This is a genomic window from Mucilaginibacter sp. 14171R-50 (assembly GCF_010093045.1).
Taxonomy (GTDB): Bacteria; Bacteroidota; Bacteroidia; order Sphingobacteriales; family Sphingobacteriaceae; genus Mucilaginibacter.
Genome location: NZ_CP048115.1, coordinates 1,113,923 through 1,135,939, shown reverse-complemented (window position 1 = coordinate 1,135,939; position 22,017 = coordinate 1,113,923). Strand labels below are relative to the sequence as shown.

Genomic DNA, 22,017 nt, shown 5'->3' with positions numbered 1-22,017 from the left:
CGACTTGCGTGTCGAGGATTGTCGAGGATTGCCACGCTATCGCTCGCAATGACGGTTGGAGAGCTGCCGGAATCAGGGCTGGAGTGTAAATTGTATTATTACATCCGCAGCCGTAACGATACCGAGCGGCCAAGCGCCTGTATCAGCTGGGGATCGAGGGTTTTGTCGCCTTCCTTTTGTATCCAGATGGTTTTTTCTTTAATCAGCTGCAGTTTTTCGCCGTTGAGCAGCAGTTCAAGTTCTACAGTATTCTGGTTGATCAGGTTACTGTTTACTATCTGGTAAATGTAGTCCTGGTCTTTAAAAGTTATTCGTAGCGGTAATCCCATATCTCTTATCTTTTCCGGGTGGTAAAGATAATTCATAACGGGAATTATTAACTTTTATTTGAAAATTTAAAACTATTCAGGGTCATGCGGCCAGTTGGTACCCTACTTTATCTATCAACGCGGCCATATCAAACGGCTTATGTAAAACGTCATTTGGCGCGCCGTTTTGTTTAAGTACTTCCTCAATACCGTCTTCGGCCGAACAGATGATAACAGGAAGGCTTTTGGTTTCCATATTATCCTTTAATATTTTACATATTTCGCGGCCATCCATCCCGGGCATAATAGCATCCAATATCAACAGGTCGGGATGAATACTTTTTACTTTTTCAATCAAATGATCGCCATCGTTCAAAGACATTACATCATAACCATTGTTCATCAATATGTAGCTCATCACCTCAACTATCAGTTCATTATCGTCAACTATCAATATCTTCTTAGGCATGGCTATTTGTTTCAGAGGATTATACAAAGGCTATGCCGAAATTAACAATTGGTTAAAAATTTTAAATTAAATTTTAAGCGAAATTAAAAAAGGCACAAGGAGTGCCCCTGTGCCTGTATCATCAATACGCCGCTGCTCTTAAGCTCAGATGTGTATAAAAAGCTCTTCTGCCGGTCTGCGTACCTTGGCTGCATTACTCATCTTATCATCCTGGGCACGGTAACCAATAGTGGCTATAACGGTAGCGGTAAGCCCCTTTTCTTTAAGTCCCAGCACCTCGTCAAAACCGGCTGGGTCAAAACCTTCCATAGGGCATACGTCAATATCCTGCTCGGCAGCAGCGGTAACCAGTACACCCAGGGCAATATAAGCCTGTTTCTGCGCCCAAACTAGCAGCTCCGCCGGTGTCCGGGCGTTGATAGTATTTAATACCATACTTTCAAAGCCGGCCAGCGTTTCGCGTGGCACCCCGCGCGTGGCGGCTACGTTATCAATATATTTTCTACCGAATGCTTCATCGATATTGGTTTCGGCAGCAAAAACAATTACCTGTGATGCATCTGTTATTTGCGATTGCCCATAGCCTACCGCCTTTAATTTCTCACGTACCGCGGCATCCTCAACTACCAATACACGGTAATGCTGCAGCCCTATTGATGACGGTGCTAATTGTACAGCGTCTAATAAATTTTGTAATTTATCGGCGGCTATTTTTTTCGAGCTGTCGAATTTTTTTGTGGCGTACCGCCAGTTTAATTTATCTACTAATGACATGGTCTTCTCATTTAAACATTACACGTACAAACATACATGTTTAAACATCTAAATTGGTCACTGCCGTGTAAATACTACTAAACAAGTAGGGTATCGTGGTCAAAATTCGTCTGCGGCAGAAGGGGCTTCGGGCAAATCGCTTTCAAAATGAAGGCAGAGTTTTGAAGGGTTAAATTTGAAATTATAGTAGGAATGCTGGTTAAGATGGTCTTTAACAGTGTCTTCACAGCCAAAGGTAAGTTGCATGTCGTAAACTACACGAATGCGTCCGGTTAACGTGGCCGGCTCATAGATCACGGGGTAAAAGCGCAGGTTGCTTATTTGTGATGGCCCAAATTTGGTTTTATTTTCGTACTGCAAAGCCGATATAAAAGCGGTTAGCCCACTTTGCGCAGGGGCAAAAAGATAACCAAGCATCTCCATCAGGTCTCCCTCAGTTTCCGGAAGGGAAAAGCGGCCGGAGAGATCGATGGTAAACTGTTCCTGCATGCTAAGGCATCCGGTCTTTTAGTTCGCGTTCCTTTTCCTTGCCTTCGTCCTTCAGGCGCTTTTTCTCCGCTTTAATTTCCTTTTTGGTTTTGCCGGCCGTGTCTACGTTAGCTATACGGTTTTTATAATCGGCTTTTACTTTTTCAATTTCCAGCTTAAGGCGCGCTTTGATAGCGTCGTTGGTTTCTTCAATTTTCTTTTCCATTTTGGCAGCGGCGGTGTCCTTCTTACCAAAAAGGCGCTGAAAAAAGTTCGGATGCTTAGGCTCTTCAAATACAGGGGCCACGCCTATGGTGGCATCGTCATCGCCGGTTTGCTGTATCAGGCTATCGGCCACCAGGGTATCTGCCGGCGCTTCCCTGCGCAGTCCTTCACGCAACCGCACATTGTAAAAGCCATAAGCATTGGTGTCGCGCTGTATATAGCCCCGCCCAGCCATCAGCCTGCCTATCAGGTTAAAATATCCATGCAATCCCTGCCGTAAAGTACCGTCTGGCTGAAACGCGTATAAGCCGGCCTTGGGGTTGGGCACTATGCTGGCCAGGTAAATACTTTCGCCAATGGTAAGCTCTGATGGCGATTTGCCAAAATAGTACCTGGCAGCCTCGCGTATACCATAAATACCGCGCCCCCACTCAATAATATTGAAGTAGACCTCGAGCATGCGGTTCTTGCTCATAATGCGGTTGTTCTCTATCAACCACACGATCAGTATTTCCTCGATCTTGCGTGACAGTGTTTTATTGCGGCTTAAGAATGAATTTTTGATAAGCTGCATGGATATGGTGCTGCCTCCGCGCTTAAACTTCTTTTCTTTGATATCGGTAATAAACGACTTGCGTATAGACTCGTCGACAAAGCCCCGGTTAGTATAAAATGACGGGTCTTCGGCGGTCATTACGGCGTTGCGCAGGTTGGGCGATATTTGCTGCAAGGGTACAAAATCCGGGCTGCCCGGGCCAATGGTGTGCGGCGGCATTGGCTTGCCGTTTTCGTATGGGGTATAAACAAATGTTTTGTTCAGCTTGCCCAGGTCGGCCTTGCCATATTTAAGTATCCTGAAATCCTTATCCTTTTGCAGGCTCGAATTAAAAACCATGTCATCAATATGCGCCCAGTTTAAAAACAGGTTAAGGTTGTAATTTAACTTCCCTGTTACCTTTATCCCTTCCAGCGACTCAAACATCCCGGTAGGGAACGAATCAAATACATCCTGCGCATTTTGCCAGCCTGTTTTAACCTTTAGCTCGTATATTTTAACCGGGTTAAGCGTGTATTTGGCGTAGGGGTTAGCGGTAAGTTTTTTTAGGTGGATAACCGAGGAGCTATCAAGCGATATGTAATTTTTGCCCACAAACACATTGGCGTCAATTGATCCGTTTGGTACAATGATATCGCTTACCGATAAGCCGGGATGGTTCAATAAAAGGTTGCGCACACTCCACGAACCATATATTTTGGTTTCGCCATCGCTGTGCTTAACGTTGCTTAGCCTGGTGCTAATGGTATCGAAATTTAGCTTCAGCTTATATTTTTTCTCGATAAAGGGCAGCTCCACCTTTTTACCTTCGGCGTACAGGTGCACATCTATCTGCTTGTCTGATGGTTGCATAATGCCGTCAACATGCCACGTAGCCGCGCCATCATCAACTTTTATGGTGGATGCCAGCTTACCATCCTTAATAATGGCGGTTTGCGTAAGCATTTTTACACGGGTGCTGTCATCAGTATAGCTTGTTAAAAAGTTATGCAACGACAGGTTATCGGGGATTTTGTAAAGCACCTCATTGACCAGGTTGTTTGATAATTCGGCCAGGTCTACCCGGTTACCGGTGTTGGTAGTATCCTTTTTCTTTTTAAACAGGAAATCGAAGTTCTTAACTCCCTTGATGCTGGTTAAATTAAGACGGCCGTCCTGCAAAACCACATCAGCGAGTTTTATGTTGCCAAATATCAGCGGGAAGATCTTGACGCTCACCACAAACTTTTTGATTGCAAGCAGGCTGTCACGCTGATAAGGTATTACGCTGATGTCAGAAAAATCCACAGTGCTAAGCCCCGTAAAACGCGCCGACCCTATTTTTACATCTAAATTATAATCCCTTTTTGCTTTTGATTTAGCTTTGTAAATAGCTTTTTGTAGCAATACCTCGCGTTTAGAATAGGCAACATATCCGCCTATAAGCATAATAACTACTATAATTAGAACAGTTATACCTGCAATGCGGATATATTTGGGGTTGATGCGCGGCATATGGGAATTTTGCTTCAAAACTAAAACAATTACAATTTGGTGCAAACGGCTGCAAACTGCAAATTGTTTTTTATAACAACGCATGCTGCTACCTGTTTTCGTATTTTTATACCAAAATAAAATGGAATTTACTAAAGAACAAGTTTTACAAGCACTTGGAAATGTTGAAGAGCCCGATCTTAAAAAAGACCTGGTGACCTTAAACATGATACAGGATATACAAATTGACGGCAATAAGCTAAGCTTTTCGGTGGTCTTAACTACACCTGCCTGCCCCTTAAAGGCCTTAATTGAAAATGCCTGCCGCAATGCCATCGGCCATTTCATCAGCAAGGATATTGAGGTAACCGTAAACATGACATCGCGGGTTACTTCGCAAAAAAACACCGGCGTGCCGGGGGTTAAAAATATTATTGCGGTAGCATCGGGCAAGGGCGGAGTAGGTAAATCAACCGTATCGGTTAACCTCGCTTTGGCTTTGGCAAAAACGGGCGCAAAGGTGGGTTTGATAGATGCAGATATTTACGGTCCTTCTATCCCCATCATGTTTGCCCTGGAGGGCGAGCGGCCTAAAGCCAGCCAGGTTGATGGCAAAACACGCATAGAACCGATTGAAAAGTATGGCATAAAGTTGCTATCCATCGGCTTTTTTACCGATCCAAACCAACCGGTGCCGTGGCGCGGGCCAATGGTATCGAGCGCGGTAAAACAACTGTTTAACGATGCCGACTGGGGCGAGCTTGACTATTTAGTGATAGACCTGCCGCCGGGCACCGGCGATATACACATCACCGTTACCCAAAGCTTCCCGGTTACAGGGGCGGTAATTGTTACCACACCGCAAAATGTTGCCCTGGCCGACGCTAAGAAAGGTATCGGCATGTTTATGATGGAAGCTATAAATGTACCGGTAATGGGCATAGTGGAAAATATGGCCTACTTTACACCCGAAGAACTGCCCAACAACAAATACTACATTTTTGGACAGGGAGGCGGCCGGCGGCTTGCACAGCAACTGGATGTGCCATTTTTAGGCGAGATACCGCTCATAAAAGGCATAAGCGATTCGGGCGATGCCGGCAGGCCAATAGTTTTAGATGATGATGGTGTAATGACCACCGCCTTTATGGAAATGGCCCGGCGCGTTGCCCAGCAGGTCTCTATATGCAACGCCCAAAAGGCTGATAACTTAAATGTGGTAAATAATTAATAACTTTACTTTATAATTTAATATAATGAGTTTAACAGATCAGGTGGAAGCAGCGTTGAATACCATACGGCCTTATTTAGAGGCCGATGGAGGTAACGTTTCTGTTGAAGAAATTACTCCTGAAAAAGTGGTGAGGTTAAAGCTGCTGGGCTCATGCGGCTCGTGCCCCATGAGCATCATGACGCTAAAGGCGGGGATTGAGCAGGCCATTTTAAAGGCAGTACCGGAAATAACCGGAATAGAAGCAGTAAACCTTACCGACATTGACGACCCCAATGCCGTGCTCCCGGAAAACTTAAGATAGTGTTAAGAAGTGTTAAATGCGTTTATTGCTGTTTTGCAAAAATGTATTTTTACCGGCCTGTTTAAACAAACATACACAGGCAGGACTTTTTGTAGCAACAAGCTAAATGAAAAAACTAATTGGCATATTGTTCTTACTCACATCCTTATCGGCGTTCTCGCAGCAAAAAGAGAGCCCGCTGATACAGTTTACAGGTGTGGTATATAATGCCGATAGTACCAATATCATCGTCCCTTACGTAAGTGTTACCAATAAAAGCAATCATAACTCAGTTGTGATCACCAATTATAAGGGCTACTTCTCGTTCGTGGTGCACGAGCAGGATTCGCTTCAGTTTACGGCCATCGGTTACGCGCCGGTCACCGTTGTTATACCGTCAAATTTAAAAAACAGGAGTTTTACCACCCAGGTGCTGATCAAACCGCAAATAACCAATTTGCCAATGGTGCGGGTATTCCCCTGGGCCACTACCGATGAGTTCAGGAAGGATTTTGTTAACGCTAAAATAGCCGACGACGATCTGGAGATAGCGCGTAAGAACATCAGCCGTACATCAATAGTGGCCTTAACCAATTCGCTGCCCCGGGATGGCCAGGAAATACAATCGGCCAACTCCCAAAGCATGCACCAGGATATTGTTAACCAGCACTCGCGTACCAACCCATTGCTTAACCCGCTTGCCTGGGGAAGCTTAATCAAATCGATAACCGACGGGGACGGGAAGTAAGAGGGGCAAGAATTTCAGAGTCAGGATTCAAGACAAAAACAAAGCATATAACAAAAAAGGGTTACGAATTACCGTAACCCTTTTTTGTTATATATATTTTTCCGGTCTTGATTCTTATATCTCTACCTCTTGACTCTATCTCCCCTTCTTCGCGGCCGGGAATTTCATGCGGTAATCAACATCAACGGAGCCCTTCGAAATATCGTTTAGCTTTTTCTCTATCAGGCGCTTGCGCAAAGGGCTTAGCTTATCAGTAAACAGTTTACCTTCAATATGATCGTACTCGTGCTGTATAACACGCGCGGCCATTCCGCTAAATGTTTCTTCGTGGTGCTTCCAGTTTTCGTCGTAGTATGATATTTTTATGGTCGATTTACGGGTTACATCTTCCCTGATGTCGGGTATGCTCAGGCAGCCCTCGTTAAACGCCCATTCTTCGCCGCTTTCCTCCAGCATGCAGGCATTAATGAATACTTTTTTAAAATCCTTCAGCTCGGGTTCTTCGTCATCAAAAGGGGTAACATCAACTACAAACAACCGCATAGACATCCCCACCTGCGGAGCAGCCAGCCCCACGCCGCGTGCACCATACATGGTTTCGAACATGTTAGCTACCAGTTCTTTAATGTGCGGGTATTCTTCGGGCTCAATAGATGTGGCTTTTTTCCTTAAAACCGGGTCGCCGTATGCTATTATAGGGTATTTCATGGTGTAAAGGTAAAAGTTTTCTTATTTAGGCTCAAATAATAAGGTTATCATACGGTCATTATCAAATATTTGGTTGCTTATCTCCAACAAATCTTCGGCCGTAACCGCATTTATCTTTGAAAAAATATCTTCAAGGGTGTCAATATGGTTAAAATCGAGCAGGCTTTTTGCCATGGATATGATCAGGCTCATGCGGTTTTCTTCGGCCAAGGCTATCTGCCCTATAAATTTTTCTTTAGCCTGTTTTAACTGCACCGCCCCCAGTTTGTTATCGCGCAGCTTTTTTAACTCCTTATGTACCAGCTTAAGCGCTTTGTCTGCTTTTCCGGCATCGGTACCAAAGTAAATAGAGAATATGCCGGTGTCGGTTAACGATGTGTAGTTCGATTCAATGGTGTAAGCAATACCGTGCTTCTCGCGTATCTCCAGGTTTAGCCGGTTGCTCATGCCCATGCCGCCTAAAACGTTATTGAGCAGCAACAGCCCATATTTATTTTTATGCGCCGACGGATACGCCCGCCCGCCTATAATACAATGCGTTTGCGATATTGGTTTTTGCAAAGCGTAAATGCCATGGCTTATCGGCCCGGGCATTACCCGGTTCTTTTGACTGATATTTTCTGCAACGCGGCCAAAATATTTTTCGCATAACTTTATCAGCTTTTTAAAATCATAATCGCCGTAAACGGCAAATACCATTTGGTGCGTATTGTTATTTGCGGTAGTAAACTGTTTAATGTCCGCGCCGTTTAGCGCCGCCACGCTTTCGGGCGTGCCTAAAATATTGTTACCTATGGGGTGCCCCTTAAAAAGATATTCTTCAAAATCGTCCTGTATGGCCTCTTCGGGCTGGTCGAGGTATGATGATATCTCGTCTAGTATAACGCCGCGCTCCTTTTCCATTTCATCTGGCGGGAAGGTGGAGTGGAACAATATATCTTCGAACAGGTCTATAGTCCGCTCCAGGTGCTGTTTTAACAGCGACGCGTGTATGCACGTATATTCTTTGGTGGTATAAGCGTTAAGGTCGGCGCCAACTAACTCCAGCCGGTTCAATATCTGCGGGGTGCTGCGCCTGTCGGTCTCCTTAAATAATAAATGCTCGATAAAATGAGCCAACCCTTCTTTGCCGGGCAATTCATCGCGCGAGCCTGCGTTTAGTAAAAAACAGCAATGTGTAATTGGCGAAGGCGAATGCTTAAAGAGTATTTTGATACCGTTTGATAAGGTATGTATCTGATGGTCTGTCATAAAAGGTTCAAAGATAGCGTTTAAACTCGCCATTTGTTTGGCAATGCTTATGTTTACATTATGAAATTACAAATAGACGACCTTGAATTTGAACCATTGTTCTCACCCGAAACCATCCAGCAACGTGTGGCCGAGGTGGCGCAGCAGATAAATAACGACTTTGAAGGCCGCCAGCCCATATTTGTAGGGATACTGAATGGCAGCTTTATGTTTGCTGCCGACCTGGTTAAAGAAATTGTGGTACCCTGCGAGGTTACCTTTACCAAGCTGGCATCGTACCTGGGCGGCCTGTCGAGCACGCGCACCATCCGCGATGATTTTGACCTGCACGTAAAAATAACCGGCAAGGACGTAATTTTAGTGGAAGATATCATTGATACCGGCAACACCATTAAATACCTGATAGAAAAACTGCAGACCCGTAACCCGGCCTCCATTACCGTGTGCAGCCTGCTTTTTAAACCCGATACCGTTGAGCACAGCATCGAAGAACTTAAGTACGTAGCCTTCCAGATACCCAACCAGTTTGTAGTAGGCTATGGCCTAGATTATAAGGAGTTTGGCCGAAATTTGAAGGGGATTTATAAGAAGATTTAATATCTTTATTGCGTTAGCCACCTTATTACCCATGTACTTTCCAACAATAATTAAACGAGCATTTACCACAATTGGGCTTGTTTTGCTTTTTGTTTCATCAAAGGCGCAATCGCGCGATACGTTATTTTACTCTTTTCGTGATAACGGGTTATATGAAACATTGGTTTCTTCGTTAGATAGTGCCGATTTTATTCGAATAATTCCTCCATTCAGATTAGCAGACGACCTTGTTGAGGTAAAAGAAATTTACAAAAATGGAAAGCTTAAGTTAACGGGAACTGGGCTAACGTCTACTGCGAATTTAAAATGGGGGACAATAAATTTAAACGGCTATTGCATAAGATATTTCCAGAACGGCAAGCGTAGGTCGATCACCAATTACAACAACGGACAAAAACAAGGGTTAGAGTACTATTACTATCCTGATGGATCGCCGCATCAAATTGTCAGTTATAAATTAATCCCTTCAACCATGCTTACAATGGCAACCCTTCAGAGCTTTTTTACTAAGGATGGGAAAGAAATTTGTACAGGCGGCGAAGGTATGGCTTATGAGTACGATGAAAACTTTAGAATATTACGACAAGGGCATGTACATATTGGCTTAATGAACGGAGAATGGCACGGCTATATTACCGGCACCGATTCCGCCAAGTACACCATGGTCTATAAAAATAACACCTATGTTTCTGGGACAGGATACGACACTTTAGGGAAAGCCCATCCATTTACAGAAATATCGCAATATGCAGTGCCCGTTGAAGGTCGTTTTAAGTTTGTTGAGCGGTTCCGGAAACTGGTAAAACAAAATTATAAACAAGCTGGGGTTGGAAAGATGTTAGATTCTTCAATGATATCGTTTACCATTCGTGAGGATGGCAGCTTATCAGATCTTGAACCATTAAATGCCATATCTGCTGATGTGTTAACCACGATGAAAGAAGTATTGGCAAAATGTCCCAAATGGAAGCCTGCTACTTTTTACGGCATTCCATTGCGGGCAACGGTTGGCTTATCTCTTCACATTCAAGACGAAACGCGAGGGCGGTATTGGGTTAGAACAAATGATGGCGCACAAATCTTATATTACAAAGGGGTTCCTCTTGATCTCTTAGGGAACACAACGACGAAAGCCGTCAGATGGGACTTTTAAACCTCAACCACCGTCATCTCGCTCAAAATCTCCAGCGCTTCATCAATATTGGCTACCCGGTCAACACTTAGGCGCAGGGTGTTTTTTACCTCTTTAAGGTTGGTGCGGCGCGGGTTTCGCTGCACAAAGTTAAGCACTTCTTTAAAGGCCTCGGTCTCAAAATAGGCAGATTGCTGGTTGGCTATAAAATATCCGCGCAGCACATTCTTTTTCAGCGATACTTTTTCGAACCCGATTGCCTTGCCCAGCCATTGCAGGCGCATGGAGTTCAGCAGATCGTTCACCTGGCCGGGGATGGGGCCAAACCTGTCGTGCAGTTGCTGTTTAAAGGCCTGCAGCTCGGTTTCGTTCTCCAGTTTGCTTAGCTCGGTGTACAGGTTATAGCGCTCGGCTATGCTGGTTACATACTCGTCGGGTATCAGTATTTCCTGGTCGGTATCTATCTGGGTGAAGCTGATAAAAGGCTTAGGCTTTTCTTCGGGGAACACGCCTTTAAACTCATCCTCTTTTAGTTCCTGTATGGCTTCGTCCAGTATCTTATGGTACATGTCAAAACCTATTTCGGCGATAAAGCCGCTTTGCTCGGCTCCCAACAGGTTACCGCTGCCGCGGATATCAAGGTCGCGCATGGCTACGTTAAAGCCGCTGCCCAGGTCGCTGAACTCTTCAATAGCGCTCAGGCGTTTGCGGGCCTCGTTTGTAAGCGTGCTCAACGGCGGACTAAGCAAATAACAATACGCTTTTTTATTGCTCCGCCCCACACGGCCGCGCATCTGGTGCAGGTCGCTCAGGCCAAACATGTGCGCATGATTGATGATGATGGTATTGGCATTCGGGATATCCAGCCCGGCCTCGATAATGGTGGTGGCCACCAGAACATCGTACTCGTGGTTCACAAATTTCAGCATCACATCTTCCAGCGCGTCGCCCTCTAACTGGCCGTGTGCAATACCCACCCGGGCTTTTGGCACCAGCTTGTGGATCATGCCGCCAAGCTGCGGCAGGTCGGCCACGCGATTATGAATAAAGAAAACCTGCCCGTCGCGCTCAATTTCGTGTTCTACCGCTTCTTTAATCAGTTTATCATTAAACACATGTAGCTCGGTAACCACCGGCTGGCGGTTTGGTGGCGGGGTAGATATGATGGAAAGATCGCGCGCGCCCATCAGCGAAAAATGCAGGGTACGCGGGATAGGGGTTGCCGTGAGCGTGAGCGTATCTACATTGGCGCGCATTTGCTTCAGCTTCTCTTTGGTTGATACGCCGAACTTCTGCTCCTCGTCAATGATCATCAGTCCCAGGTCCTTAAACTTAACATCCTTGCTTACCAAACGGTGCGTGCCGATAATGATATCAACCTTACCCTCTTTTAACCCGGCAAGCGTATCCTTGATCTGTTTGGTGGTTTTAAAGCGGTTTACATAATCGATATTCACAGGAAAACCCTTTAGCCGGTCGCTGAAAGTTTTATAATGCTGGGCTGCTAAAATAGTTGTAGGCACCAGTATAGCCACCTGCTTACTATCGGCTACGGCTTTGAATGCGGCACGAACAGCGATCTCTGTTTTACCAAAACCCACATCCCCACATATCAGCCTGTCCATAGGGTGAGGCGATTCCATATCTTTCTTGAAGTCAACCGTGGCCTTTTCCTGGTCGGGGGTGTCCTCGTAAAGGAAAGATGCCTCCAGCTCCGTTTGCAGATAGCTGTCAGGCGAAAAGGCATTACCATCCTGTGCCTTACGCAGGGCGTAAAGTTTGATCAGGTCGCGGGCGATGTCCTTAACTTTTTTTTTTGTGGTTTTCTTCAGGCGCTCCCAGGTATCGGTGCCCAGCTTGTTCATGCGAGGCTCTGTGCCCTCTTTGCCGCTGTATTTACTGATGCGGTTAAGCGAGTTGATATTTACGTAAAGCAGGTCGTTATCGGCATATACCAAACGGATCATCTCCTGCACTTTGCCGTTCACCTCCACCTTTTCCAGTCCGGCGTATTTGCCAATGCCGTGGTCAATGTGGGTAACAAAGTCGCCGGGTTTAAGGTCGCGCAGTTCTTTCAGTGTAATCGCCTGCGAGCGTTGGTAACCTTTTTTAAGCTTGTATTTGTAGTAGCGGTCAAATATCTGGTGGTCTGTATAGCAGGCTAGCTTTTGTTCACGGTCAATGAAACCTTCGCGGATGCTAACGCTGATAGGCGTAAACTTTACGGTTTTATCCAGGTCTTCCAGTATCGCGTAAAGCCGCTCAACCTGCCGCGCCGAATCGGTAAGGATGTAATTCTCTATCTTTTCGGCCTCGTTGTTTTTAAAATTGTGTATCAGCAGGCTAAAATCCTTATTGAACGATGGCTGTGGGCGCATATCAAAGCTTATCTGCTCGGCATCGTTATAAAAGAATTGTTTGCCAAATTCAACCAGGGCAAAATCATGCAACTGGTCGGCAATCAGCTTTTCGTCGGTAAAGCTGAATTTGGGGTCTATCCAATCCGGGTTCTGGTTTTTTTCATCTGCTGACAGGGCCTTCCAAAGCTGTGTGGCTTTTTTATGCCCGGTTTGGATGATATCCAACGTAAACTGAACATCCTTTACCCAAACCTGCGTATCAGGCTCTACGTATTCCAGCAGGGAAATATTATTTTCCGTCAGAAACTTTGATTGCACGTTGGGCACAATGGTGATATTTTTCACCTGCTCAACCGATAACTGGCTCTCGATCTCGAAAGTGCGGATAGATTCTATCAGGTCGCCAAAGAACTCCACGCGGTAAGGCAGATCGTGTGAGAACGAGAAGATATCCACAATACCCCCGCGTACCGAGAACTGCCCCGGCTCGTACACAAAGTCAACCCGGTCAAAATCATATTCTACCAAAAACTCGGTAATGAATTCGATGCTCAGCTTGTTATTTACTGATATTTCCAGCGTGTTTTTCTCAAGCGATGACCGGTCTATTACCTTTTCGGCAAGGGCCTCGGGATAGGTTACGATCAGTTGGCCGTATTCGGTGGAATGGTTAAGCTCGTTCAGCACCTCGGCACGTGCAAGCACGTTACTGCTGTCGGGCTGGGTAAATTCAAACGGCTTGCGGTACGATGATGGAAAAAGCAACACATCCTTCCCGGTCAGGTTTTCCAGGTCGGCTAAAAAGTAGGCGGCCTCTTCGCGCTCGGGCAACACAAATATCATGTGCCTGTGCTGCAAAAAATACAATGCCGCCGCCATGGCCGCATCACCCGATCCGACCAGCCCACGCAGCTGTACCCTTGGATTTTTGCCGGCATTCAAGGCCGTGGCCAATGCCTTTATCCGTTCGTCGGCCTTGTATCGCTCTAATATATCACGGATGTTCAAAACGTTGCGAATATAGGTAAAAAGCCCCTTTTTTGAAGGCCTTTAATATTTAACATAAAATAATAGCAAACAATTTAAGCTTATGTTTACTTTTAAATGATATTTCAACTACACTATAGTTTACCAACCTTTATACGATATGAAGAACTCAGTAATATTCGGAATTGTGATAGGTGTTTTAAGCCTGATTTGGCTATTTATTATGCGTTCCAGCGGGTATAACTTAACCGACAGCCAGGCATCTCCTATTGAATATGTTTCGATAATCATCCCGCTGATAGGCCTTTACTTTGGCGTCAGGAACTTTCGGGATGGCGAACTTAAGGGCAGCATGGGCTTTTTAGAAGCCCTGATACAAAGCTTTAAAATACTTTTGGTTGGCGGCGTCCTGGCCGTTTTTGCCGGCATTATATTCATAAACTGGGGCGGCGAACAAAGCACCGATACCACCTTCCAGAGTTTTAGCGGCCGCATATTCGGCGCATTGCTTGTTGGTGTAATAGAGGCTTTTGCAGTATCTTTATTGCTAACCACCAAATCAAACCGTGTCGATTAGGAAGATATTTAACCGGTACTTTGAATTAACCTTTTGGATTGTGGCTTTAGCCTGCCTGGCGTTTACCAACCCGGCCGGCCAAAGCCATTTTAGTTTATGCCCGTTAAAGGCCCTGGGGCTAACATGGTGCCCGGGCTGCGGGTTAGGCCATGCCATATCCTATCTTTTCCGGGGCGATATAATAAACTCTTTTCATGCGCACTGGCTGGGTATACCGGTGTTTGCTGTGCTGCTATACCGCATTTACACACTTGCTTTTAAGCGTAAATATTATTTTTAATTAGCCCATATTATTGCAATATATATATATAGAATCGCACACAGCTTGATAAATAATCTTATGTTGCGTAGTAATGTAAATATTTGCTATTTATCAACAAAAAACCCGAAGTTTAACTACTTCGGGTTTTTTCATTACCTTTGTGTTGATGGACTAAGGAATGCGTTCTCAACGAGAGAGTTGATGTAAACATAACAGATGTTGTTCCTGTTATATCCACCTTCTTTAATTAGCCGTTGATAAGTGACATTATCAACGGTTTTTTTTTGACTTTTCCTGTCTGTTTCTTTGCGCTTTGTTATGTAGCATTAAATGCTGTTGTTATTGCAACTACTTTTATTACAGCTATTGTTAGTACGTCTGTTGTATTGTACAATACAAATATAAGAACTATTTATTTACTCCTGCAACTAACTCTTGTATTTAATCTTCGTTTACTTATCTAGATAAGTCTGTACGTCTTCTTTTCTTTCTTCATCTTCTTGTAGCTGTTCGTTATGATGATCACTATATAGTTACCGCTACTATTCCTTTTGCGACTGCTATTCTTTTTGCTGCTGCTATATGTCGTGAGACTGTTTTCCGCCCTCGTCGGTAAAAAATACTCCCCTTTTTCGCCGAATAAATAACCACGCTTACCGATGGTTTATTACAGGCCGCCTATTAGTTGTAGGTGAATTTTTATCCCGATATTAGTTTTACATCATCAATCACAATATAAAACTAAAAAACATGAACACTTACAATCCTTATATGTCGCTGCCAGGCATTACAACAGAGGAATTGGCAGTATTGCACCAGGCAACAAGCAGCCTTACCGATTCGCAAAAACAAAGCTTTTACATGATATATTCCAGTAAAAGAAAAAGCCCGCAGGATATCTTGCTATATACCCTGATAGGATTTGTTTTGGTTGCCGGCGTACAGCGCTTTATGGTTGGCCAAACCGTAATGGGCCTGCTTTATTTATTCACCGGCGGCTTTTGCCTTATCGGCACTATTGTCGACCTGATAAATCACCAGTCGATAGCTAATGAGCATAACCAAAAAATGGCCTACGAAAGCTTCAACATTGCTAAAATGGGCTTGTAATTAAGTATTAACCGCTTTATATATATCACAATGAAAACTCAAAAAAACTCAGTTGTAAATAAATTAGTATCGCGCTTTGATAAAGAGCTGATGAACATTTTATTAACCGACCTTAAGCTTGTTAAAGCACGTAAGCTACAGTACGTTAGGGCCTAAGGCCACTGTAACCACAAAGAATCAAAACGGGGTAAGAGTTGGAAGGTTAATAGTAACCGGCGCCAAAGAAAATATTACCTGCACGTTTTGATTTTTTTGTGCCTTTTATTTCCGGCCCATGCCCAATCAATTACCTATATATGCGTTATATTTATGCCTGATAATTGAAATGGAAAACCTGAAGATAGCCACCGCCCAATTCGAAAATAAAAGCGGTGATAAAGCGTACAACCTTGGTGTAATAGAACAGTTGGCTTCAAAAGCGGCTGCGCAGGGCGCACATGTCGTTTGCTTTCATGAATGCTCTGTTACCGGCTACACATTTGCCCGCGGCCTTGATAAACAGCAGATGCTTGAGGTGGCCGAGCTTGTACCGGATGGCCCAAGCACACAAAAGCTGATACAAATAGCAGCAAAACTGGATATTGTAATACTGGCAGGCTTATTTGAAAAAGACGCCGAAGGTAACCTTTACAAAACGCAGGTCTGCGTAGATAAGAACGGGCTCGTTGCAAAATATCACAAATTACACCCGTTTATAAACCCGCACCTTACGCCGGGAAGCGAATATGTGATATTTGATATAAACGGCTGGAAATGCAGCATACTGATATGTTACGATAACAACATTATCGAAAACGTGAGGGCCGTTAAGCTGCTTGGCGCAGATATTATTTTTATGCCGCATGTAACCATGTGTACGCCATCTACCAGGCCGGGCGCCGGCTTTGTAGATCCGGCACTGTGGCATAATCGCGATGCCGACCCAACAAGCTTGCGACAGGAGTTTGACGGGCTGAAGGGCCGTGCCTGGTTAATGAAATGGCTGCCCGCGCGCGCTTACGACAACGCTGTTTACGCGGTGTTTGCCAACCCGATAGGAATGGACGACGACCAGCTTAAAAATGGCTGCTCGATGATATTAGACCCTTTCGGGGATATAGTTGCCGAGTGCCGCACCTTTGACGATGATATTGCCATAGCTACCGCCACGCCGGATAAGCTTACCGATGCCGGTGGTTACAGGTATATAAAGGCCCGCAGGCCCGATCTGTACGGAGAAGTAATTGCAAGTCCGCATCAATCTGAGCAAAAAGTAGTTTGGCTAAACGCTAAGGATTAGCCGGGCTTAGTTTAACTTAACCTTGCGGCTATCTACTCACCCCGCGACGCTACGCGCGCGACCCTCTCTCTTCGCCTGCGGCGGAAAGAGGGTGAGCTCCTTTTTCTTTTCTTTTTCCACCCTCTTTGCGCAGCAGAGAGGGTCGGCAAGCAAAGCGGATGCCGGGGTGAGTCAGCTCCGACGGCTTACTTACTCACCCCGCGACGCTACGCGCGCCACCCTCTCTCTCTTCGCCTGCGGCGGAAAGAGGGTGAGCTCCGTTTTTTTCTTTTCTCTTTCTTTTTCACCCTCTTTGCGCAGCAGAGAGGGTCGACCAGCGTAGCGTAGTCGGGGTGAGTAAATAGCAAAGCGATAACAAGGCTTTAAAAATTCCTTCCAAACCTCAACCTCCCTTACTACCTTAGTAAAATTATGAAATTAGCACAGCTAACCGCTTACCTGGAAACCCTTGCCCCGCTGGCTTACCAGGAGGACTATGATAACAGCGGCCTGATTGTTGGCCGCCCTGATACAGAGGTAACCCAGGCCCTGATATCCCTGGATTGCACCGAAGCCGTGGTTGATGAGGCCGTTACCACGGGCTGCCAGGTAATTATATCGCATCACCCTATTGTTTTTAAAGGGCTAAAAAAATTCAACGGCAACACATACGTAGAGCGGGTGGTAGAAAAAGCCATTCGCAATAACATAGCCCTGTATGCCATCCACACCAACCTGGATAATGTGATGGCAGGGGTTAACGCCCGCATATGCGACACCCTCGGGGTAACCAACACCCGTATTTTAGCGCCCAGGCACAACCTGCTTAAAAAGCTGGTTACCTATGTGCCTGTTGCGCAGGCAGAGCAGGTGCGCAAAGCCTTGTTCCATGCAGGAGCGGGCCACATTGGCAATTACAGCGAGTGCAGCTTTAACGCCGAAGGCACCGGCACCTTTAAAGGCGGTGAAAACAGCGATCCATACGTTGGCGAACCGGGCATACGCCACCACGAGGACGAGATGCGGATTGAGACTGTTTATCCCGCAAACCTGGAAAGCAAAATTATTATGGCGCTTGTATTGGCGCACCCTTACGAGGAGGTGGCCTACGACCTGTATAACCTTACCAACCAGCACCAGGAAATTGGCAGCGGTATGATAGGCGAACTGGATGCAGCAATGGACGAGGCCGAATTTTTAGCCGAGGTAAAAGCGGCGATGGATTGCGCTGTGATACGGCATACGGCCTTTACCGGTAAACAAGTTAAAAAAGTGGCGGTTTGTGGTGGTTCGGGCGGCTTTTTATTGAAGCATGCCATAGCGGCCGGGGCCGATGTTTTTGTAACGGCCGATTATAAATACCACGAGTTTTTTGATGCCGAGGGAAAAATACTCATTGCCGACATCGGACATTTTGAAAGTGAGCAATTTACGCAGCAATTATTGTGCGAAATTATTCAGAAAAAATTTGTTAACTTTGCCATCCGTTTAACAAAAGTGAATACAAACCCCGTCAAATATTTTATTTAATGGAACAAACCATAGAACAGAAGCTTAAAGCTTTATACGACCTGCAAACCATCCACACCAAAATTGACAAGATACGCCAGGTAAGAGGTGAATTGCCTATGGAAGTTGCAGATCTGGAGGATGATGTTGCCGGCCTTGAAACCCGTATACAAAAGATAAAAAATGAGCTTGACGATCTTGAGGACGAAATTGTAACCCGCAAGAACCTGATAAAGGACGCTCAGTCGAACATAAAAAAATACGAAACACAGCTTAACGAGGTTAAGAATAACCGCGAATACGACGCCATCTCGAAAGAGATTGAGATACAAGGCCTGGATATACAAGTAAGCGAAAAAAAGATTCGTGAGTACGGTTTCGAGATCACCTCAAAAACCGCTATTTACGAGAAGGCCCTTGCCGACCTTGAGGCCCGCCGCGCCGACCTTGACGCCAAAAAAGATGAGTTAGGCACCATTACCGCCGAAACCGAAAAAGACGAAACGGAATTAACCGCCCAGGCAGAAAAGGCCACCGGAAACATTGACGAGCGCCTGCTGATCGCTTACAACCGTTTGCGCAAAAACGCTAAGAACGGCCTTGCAGTAGTTACCATCCAGCGCGATTCGTGCTCTGGCTGTTTTAACCAGATCCCGCCTCAACGCCAGTCTGATATCCGCCAGCGTAAAAAGATCATCGTTTGCGAGCATTGCGGACGTATCCTGGTTGATGAATTAATGGCTTTGGAAGAAGAAAAAGCTTAACAACAAGCGTTCAAAACTTATAAAAAATGGCTCCGTTCGGGGCCTTTTTTATGATGTAACGCCAATAATATTTCAGTAAAAAGCCGGACCGCTTAACGCGACCCGGCTTCCTTATAAATTGCCTTCAGTTTAAAAAGCGCTCTTTAAAGTAATATATTTATTGATATCGTCTGATTTGAAGCCCTTTTCGCGCATTTCGTTTATATACTCGGGGGTAATACCCAGTGCTTTAAGTGCGGTAGCGTTATCTAACGAAACATTATCAAAACCCGCGCTTTTGAAACTCTTAATAAACTCGGGCGTAACACCAAGCGATTTTAACCCGGCGGCCTTATCGGGGTTTATGTTTGTAAAGCCGGCGTTTTTAAAGCCGTTAAGGTATTCGGGGGTTATGCCGAGCGATTTCATAGCTATTGCATCACTTTGCGATATGTTAGGATAACCCGCATCTTTAAAGCTCTTGATAAACTCCGGCGTAACGCCAAGCGATTTCATGGCTATCAGGTCGCCTGTGCTTATGTTGGCATAACCAGCCTTTTTAAAGCCATTTACAAATGCTTCATCAACATTTAAGGCCTTGTAGGCTATCATATCATCGGCACTTACACTGTTTTTGGCTCTGGCGGCTGTTTTTCCTTTACCGGCTGCCGCTTTTAAGTTTTTAAATTTAGAAATATATTGCCCGTTTATGCCCTGCGCTTTAAAGCTTACCAGTTTATCAAAACTTACGTTAGGGTAACCGGCCTTGCGTATCTCGCTGATGAACGCGCCGTTGATCCCCATTGCCTTTCCGGTTATCAGGTCGTTAGCCGATGCATGCGGAAAGCCATTTTTCTTTAACGATACAATATACGCTTCATCTACACCTAATGCCGCCAGGGCGATAAGGTCATTTTTAGAGACATTCTTATAGCCATTGCGGTGCAGCATGGTAACATAGTCCTTTTTTATGTTTATCATAAAAAAAGCCAGTTCGTCGTTTTTGTCTATTCCTGTTATCCCTTCGTTTGCCATATATTTATAATATTCGGGGTTGCCGGTAAACTTGTACTTTCCGCTGCCGGTGTTGCCCTCAAATTTGCCGTTCAGGCTCATGGTGCCGGCCTGCCGTATCAGCTTAAAATCCCCGGGGCTGCCTTTTGGCAGGGTGGTGAACTCGTCTAAGGTGTAGTCGTTGCTGTTCATGCTATTGTGGTTCTCGTCTTCGCTCCTGAACTCCATTCTTATCTTGTTGCCGGTGATGGTTCCTTTCCAAACGCCCTCACGCTGGTCAAAAGATGTATCATTTGCCGTTTCTGTACGCAGCGTTACCGGGCGGCGACTGGCAGCTGGTTCGTTAAAGGCACACATCAAAAACGCCATCAGCGGCAGCAGGAATAGGTATTTCCAGGTGGTGTGGATATTTGATCGTTTTGCGTTCATCATAACAATTCGTTTTTTTAAAAGTGATTGATTATAGTTGGTTGTTATTCGCATAGACAGGTTGGGCACCGATACCTTTAGTAAGCTCATCTGGTATAGTTCCCGCTCTGCCCCGTTGTTGTTTAGTACATCGTTATCGGTTAAAAATTCCAGGTTGTTTTCCAGTTCTTTGCGGTAAAGCCATGCAAACGGGTTAAACCATTGAAAAACCAGCATCAGTTCGGCCAGCAGCAAGTCTAAACTGTGTCCCTGTTTTACATGGATCTTTTCGTGCAGCAGTATCTGGCTATATGTTTCCCAATCGTATTTTGCCGGGTTTATAAAAATGTAATTGCCGAAAGAACACGGCGCCTTATCGGTATCCAGTTCAACTATCCTGAACTGCCCATCCTGTATAAACTGGTTTTTATATGCCTGGCGCACCAATACCATTACCTGCAGCAAAAAGTTAAGGCCGAAGGCAGCAACGCCGCACCAGTAAAGCCAAAGCGCCCACCTTAACAGTTTTGGAAGCAACGGTGTTGGATCGGCAACAACTGCAGTAGTTATGTTTTGCGGCGTTTGCACCGGGGTAGCTACCTGCTTTGCCTGCACAACCGGGTTGGTTGCGGCCGCCGGTACGGCTACTGTTACCGCAGGGGCTGTGCTGCCCCTTAACGCCCATTGTTGCGGTACACGTACCAGTGGCAATACAAAGGTTACCGCCAGGCATGCCAGCAGTACCCAGCGGTTTAAATGATAAAAGGTTTCTTTTTGCAGCAATGCTTTGTAAAACAAAAGGCAAACGCTTATCAGTAATGCTACATGCAATACGTATGGTATCATTTTTTATTGGTTTTAATCAGGTTTAATATCTCTTCCAGCTCCTGTTCAGATATTTTTTGCTCTTTAGCAAAAAAGGCCAGCATACTGGGGTACGAATCGTCAAAATACTGGCTCACAATATCCTTCATAGCGTGTTTCTGGTACTCCTCGCGGGTAACTTTAGGATAGTAGTTGTATATGTTACCAATGGTTTCGTGATCCAGGAAACCCTTCTCTTCCAGTATCTTCACCATGGTTGCTACCGAGTTATAATGCGGCTTGGGGTCGGGCATTTCGGGGATGATCTCTTTGATAAAAGCTTTTCCCAGTTTCCAAAACACCTGCATTATTTGTTCTTCGCGCTTAGCCAGTTTTTGCATAAAATTCTAATTATAAAACAAGTTTAATACTAATCAATTAGTATTGCAACTAATCCATTAGTATTTGTAGGTAATAATTTACAACTGTTTGATTATGAACGCAATAATTTTTATTGCAATGGAATGCTAATAGTAGAGAAAATCTCCGCGATACCGGGCAAATTGAGACGAAGGTTCGCCAAAAGATCTTTCTTTCAGGATGCTTACGGTAATATTGCTGCAACGGGTTAAGTTGGGTAACCCGGGGCAGCATAATAATTATATCTTAGGAAAATGGTGGCGCTGTTTTGTCAGTAGCCAAATTTGAATTAGCCTGATTATCAGATGTTCATGAGCGTTCACGGTGTTCACGTGTGCCGAA

Annotated in this window: 22 protein-coding genes; 12 read left to right on the top strand and 10 right to left on the bottom strand. The window is 45.1% G+C overall.

Features of this window, described 5'->3' with window-relative positions; translation table 11 throughout:
* Positions 1 to 98: 98 nt before the first annotated feature.
* From GWR56_RS05160 to GWR56_RS05140, 5 genes are all read right to left on the bottom strand, one after another.
* Positions 99 to 365: a hypothetical protein gene (locus GWR56_RS05160; protein ID WP_238395310.1), complete on the bottom strand. Its 267-nt coding sequence runs from the start codon at positions 363 to 365 to the stop codon at positions 99 to 101.
* A gap of 46 nt (positions 366 to 411) precedes the next feature.
* Positions 412 to 777: a PleD family two-component system response regulator gene (locus GWR56_RS05155; protein ID WP_162430082.1), complete on the bottom strand. Its 366-nt coding sequence runs from the start codon at positions 775 to 777 to the stop codon at positions 412 to 414.
* 144 nt (positions 778 to 921) lie between these two features.
* Positions 922 to 1,551: an NAD(P)H-dependent oxidoreductase gene (locus GWR56_RS05150; protein ID WP_162430081.1), complete on the bottom strand. Its 630-nt coding sequence runs from the start codon at positions 1,549 to 1,551 to the stop codon at positions 922 to 924.
* Between the two features lie 99 nt (positions 1,552 to 1,650).
* Complete coding sequence (locus tag GWR56_RS05145) at positions 1,651 to 2,040, bottom strand: hypothetical protein (protein ID WP_162430080.1); 390 nt, start codon at positions 2,038 to 2,040, stop codon at positions 1,651 to 1,653.
* Between the two features lies 1 nt (position 2,041).
* The gene (locus GWR56_RS05140; protein WP_238395309.1) at positions 2,042 to 4,312 is read right to left on the bottom strand and encodes a biosynthetic peptidoglycan transglycosylase; all 2,271 of its coding nucleotides are present in this window, start codon (positions 4,310 to 4,312) and stop codon (positions 2,042 to 2,044) included.
* Positions 4,313 to 4,415: 103 nt separating this feature from the next.
* Between GWR56_RS05140 and GWR56_RS05135 the strand changes: the two genes are divergently transcribed.
* The 3 genes from GWR56_RS05135 to GWR56_RS05125 all read left to right on the top strand — a co-directional run bounded on the left by GWR56_RS05135 (position 4,416) and on the right by GWR56_RS05125 (position 6,535).
* The gene (locus tag GWR56_RS05135; protein WP_162430079.1) at positions 4,416 to 5,504 is read left to right on the top strand and encodes an Mrp/NBP35 family ATP-binding protein; all 1,089 of its coding nucleotides are present in this window, start codon (positions 4,416 to 4,418) and stop codon (positions 5,502 to 5,504) included.
* Positions 5,505 to 5,529: 25 nt separating this feature from the next.
* Positions 5,530 to 5,808, top strand: coding sequence for a NifU family protein (locus GWR56_RS05130; RefSeq protein WP_162430078.1), 279 nt, complete (start codon positions 5,530 to 5,532; stop codon positions 5,806 to 5,808).
* Positions 5,809 to 5,914: 106 nt separating this feature from the next.
* Complete coding sequence (locus tag GWR56_RS05125) at positions 5,915 to 6,535, top strand: carboxypeptidase-like regulatory domain-containing protein (protein ID WP_162430077.1); 621 nt, start codon at positions 5,915 to 5,917, stop codon at positions 6,533 to 6,535.
* Positions 6,536 to 6,670: 135 nt separating this feature from the next.
* Here GWR56_RS05125 and def read toward each other — a convergent pair whose 3' ends face one another.
* Entirely contained in the window at positions 6,671 to 7,243 is a 573-nt protein-coding gene (gene def, locus GWR56_RS05120; RefSeq protein WP_162430076.1) for a peptide deformylase, read from the bottom strand.
* A 21-nt stretch (positions 7,244 to 7,264) separates the two neighbouring features.
* Positions 7,265 to 8,494, bottom strand: a complete 1,230-nt coding sequence (locus GWR56_RS05115; RefSeq protein WP_162430075.1) for a pitrilysin family protein — start codon at positions 8,492 to 8,494, stop codon at positions 7,265 to 7,267.
* A gap of 60 nt (positions 8,495 to 8,554) precedes the next feature.
* On the opposite strand from GWR56_RS05115, the gene hpt reads away from it, so the two are divergent.
* Together hpt and GWR56_RS05105 are read left to right on the top strand one after the other, a co-directional pair.
* A complete protein-coding gene (gene hpt, locus GWR56_RS05110) occupies positions 8,555 to 9,091 on the top strand; it encodes a hypoxanthine phosphoribosyltransferase (protein ID WP_162430074.1) in 537 nt (178 codons plus the stop codon).
* A gap of 31 nt (positions 9,092 to 9,122) precedes the next feature.
* On the top strand, positions 9,123 to 10,244 hold the full coding sequence (locus GWR56_RS05105; protein WP_162430073.1) for a toxin-antitoxin system YwqK family antitoxin: 1,122 nt from the start codon (positions 9,123 to 9,125) through the stop codon (positions 10,242 to 10,244).
* On the opposite strand, the gene mfd is transcribed toward GWR56_RS05105, so the two are convergent.
* Positions 10,241 to 13,591, bottom strand: a complete 3,351-nt coding sequence (gene mfd / locus GWR56_RS05100) for a transcription-repair coupling factor (protein WP_162430072.1) — start codon at positions 13,589 to 13,591, stop codon at positions 10,241 to 10,243. The two genes, GWR56_RS05105 and mfd, sit on opposite strands and share 4 nt — an antisense overlap.
* A 139-nt stretch (positions 13,592 to 13,730) precedes the next feature.
* Here mfd and GWR56_RS05095 point away from each other — a divergent pair, with 139 nt between their 5' ends.
* The 7 genes from GWR56_RS05095 to GWR56_RS05070 all read left to right on the top strand — a co-directional run bounded on the left by GWR56_RS05095 (position 13,731) and on the right by GWR56_RS05070 (position 19,050).
* Positions 13,731 to 14,147 carry a DUF4199 domain-containing protein gene (locus GWR56_RS05095; RefSeq protein WP_162430071.1) on the top strand — a complete coding sequence of 139 codons (417 nt, stop codon included), beginning with the start codon at positions 13,731 to 13,733 and terminating at the stop codon, positions 14,145 to 14,147.
* On the top strand, positions 14,137 to 14,427 hold the full coding sequence (locus GWR56_RS05090; protein WP_238395308.1) for a DUF2752 domain-containing protein: 291 nt from the start codon (positions 14,137 to 14,139) through the stop codon (positions 14,425 to 14,427). Before GWR56_RS05095 ends, GWR56_RS05090 begins: the two co-directional genes overlap by 11 nt.
* A gap of 732 nt (positions 14,428 to 15,159) precedes the next feature.
* Entirely contained in the window at positions 15,160 to 15,519 is a 360-nt protein-coding gene (locus tag GWR56_RS05085; RefSeq protein WP_162430070.1) for a TM2 domain-containing protein, read from the top strand.
* Positions 15,520 to 15,549: 30 nt separating this feature from the next.
* Complete coding sequence (locus GWR56_RS20685) at positions 15,550 to 15,675, top strand: hypothetical protein (RefSeq protein ID WP_255456705.1); 126 nt, start codon at positions 15,550 to 15,552, stop codon at positions 15,673 to 15,675.
* A 118-nt stretch (positions 15,676 to 15,793) separates the two neighbouring features.
* Complete coding sequence (locus GWR56_RS05080) at positions 15,794 to 16,798, top strand: nitrilase family protein (RefSeq protein WP_238395307.1); 1,005 nt, start codon at positions 15,794 to 15,796, stop codon at positions 16,796 to 16,798.
* Positions 16,799 to 17,209: 411 nt separating this feature from the next.
* On the top strand, positions 17,210 to 18,307 hold the full coding sequence (locus GWR56_RS05075; protein ID WP_162430069.1) for a Nif3-like dinuclear metal center hexameric protein: 1,098 nt from the start codon (positions 17,210 to 17,212) through the stop codon (positions 18,305 to 18,307).
* On the top strand, positions 18,307 to 19,050 hold the full coding sequence (locus tag GWR56_RS05070; protein WP_162430068.1) for a zinc ribbon domain-containing protein: 744 nt from the start codon (positions 18,307 to 18,309) through the stop codon (positions 19,048 to 19,050). Before GWR56_RS05075 ends, GWR56_RS05070 begins: the two co-directional genes overlap by 1 nt.
* A gap of 129 nt (positions 19,051 to 19,179) precedes the next feature.
* On the opposite strand, the gene GWR56_RS05065 is transcribed toward GWR56_RS05070, so the two are convergent.
* Together GWR56_RS05065 and GWR56_RS05060 are read right to left on the bottom strand one after the other, a co-directional pair.
* The gene (locus tag GWR56_RS05065) at positions 19,180 to 21,297 is read right to left on the bottom strand and encodes a M56 family metallopeptidase (RefSeq protein ID WP_162430067.1); all 2,118 of its coding nucleotides are present in this window, start codon (positions 21,295 to 21,297) and stop codon (positions 19,180 to 19,182) included.
* The gene (locus tag GWR56_RS05060) at positions 21,294 to 21,656 is read right to left on the bottom strand and encodes a BlaI/MecI/CopY family transcriptional regulator (protein WP_162430066.1); all 363 of its coding nucleotides are present in this window, start codon (positions 21,654 to 21,656) and stop codon (positions 21,294 to 21,296) included. Before GWR56_RS05060 ends, GWR56_RS05065 begins: the two co-directional genes overlap by 4 nt.
* Between the last annotated feature and the right edge of the window lie 361 nt (positions 21,657 to 22,017).